Origin of the sequence: Pseudomonas edaphica, assembly GCF_005863185.1 — a bacterium.
Taxonomy (GTDB): domain Bacteria; phylum Pseudomonadota; class Gammaproteobacteria; order Pseudomonadales; family Pseudomonadaceae; genus Aquipseudomonas; species Aquipseudomonas edaphica.
In genome coordinates, this window is the sequence record NZ_VBVZ01001032.1 from 1 (window position 1) to 1,051 (window position 1,051).

The 1,051-nt window shown below is 59.3% G+C and carries 1 protein-coding gene; it reads left to right on the forward strand.

Annotated elements, in window-relative coordinates; genetic code table 11:
- Nucleotides 1-974, forward strand: a 974-nt coding sequence (locus FEM54_RS33035; protein ID WP_138454334.1) for a 3-hydroxyacyl-CoA dehydrogenase family protein, incomplete at its 5' end; no start/stop codon positions are given.
- Nucleotides 975-1,051 lie beyond the last annotated feature (77 nt).

A 1,051-nucleotide genomic window follows, 5' to 3' on the forward strand; every position in this document is an offset into this window, starting at 1 on the left:
AACTGGCCGGTTGCGACCTGATCATCGAAGCCGTGTATGAGGACCGTGAACTCAAAGCCAGGGTCACGGCGGCGGCGCAAAGCGTGGTCGGCAGCGAGGCGGTGATCGCTTCCAACACCTCCACCTTGCCCATCACTGGCCTGGCAACAGCGGTGCCCGATCAAGGCCAATTCATTGGCCTGCATTTCTTCAGCCCCGTCGACAAGATGCCGCTGGTAGAAATCATCAAGGGCGCTCACACCCGCGACGAAACCCTGGCCCGAGGTTTTGATTTCGTACTGCAAATCAAGAAAACCCCGATCGTGGTCAACGACAGCCGCGGCTTCTTCACCTCGCGGGTGTTCGGCACCTTCACCAACGAAGGCATCGCCATGCTCGGCGAAGGTGTGGCAGCGCCGATGATCGAAATCGAAGCGCGCAAGGCCGGTATGCCGGTGGGGCCGTTGGCGGTGTCGGATGAAGTGTCCCTCAGCTTGATGAGCCATATCCGACAGCAGACGGCGAAGGATCTGCAAGCCGAAGGCAAGCAAGTGCCGGCTCACCCGGCGACGGCTGTGATCGACCTGTTGGTGAATGAATACAAACGCACGGGCAAGGCGGCAGGCGGCGGTTTTTACGACTACCCCGCAGGCGGGCACAAGCATCTGTGGCCCGAGCTGAAAACCCGCTTTGAACAACCCGGCAAACAGATCTCAGCGCAGGATGTGCGCGACCGTTTACTGTTTATTCAGGCGATTGAAACCGTGCGGTGCGTGGAGGAGGGCGTGTTGATGTCCACGGCGGATGCCAATGTGGGCTCTATCTTCGGCATTGGCTTTGCCGCGTGGAGTGGCGGTGCGCTGCAGTTTATCAACCAGTATGGCCTGAACGACTTCATTGCCCGGGCGCGTTACCTGGCCGAGCAATATGGCGAGCGGTTCTCACCGCCAGCGTTGTTGCTTGAGAAGGCTGCACGGGGTGAACTATTTGCCTGATCAAACCGCCCTGTTTTGAATGATGGAGAACCCCTGTGGGAGCGGGCTTGCCCGCGATAGCGTCATATCTGTCTCTT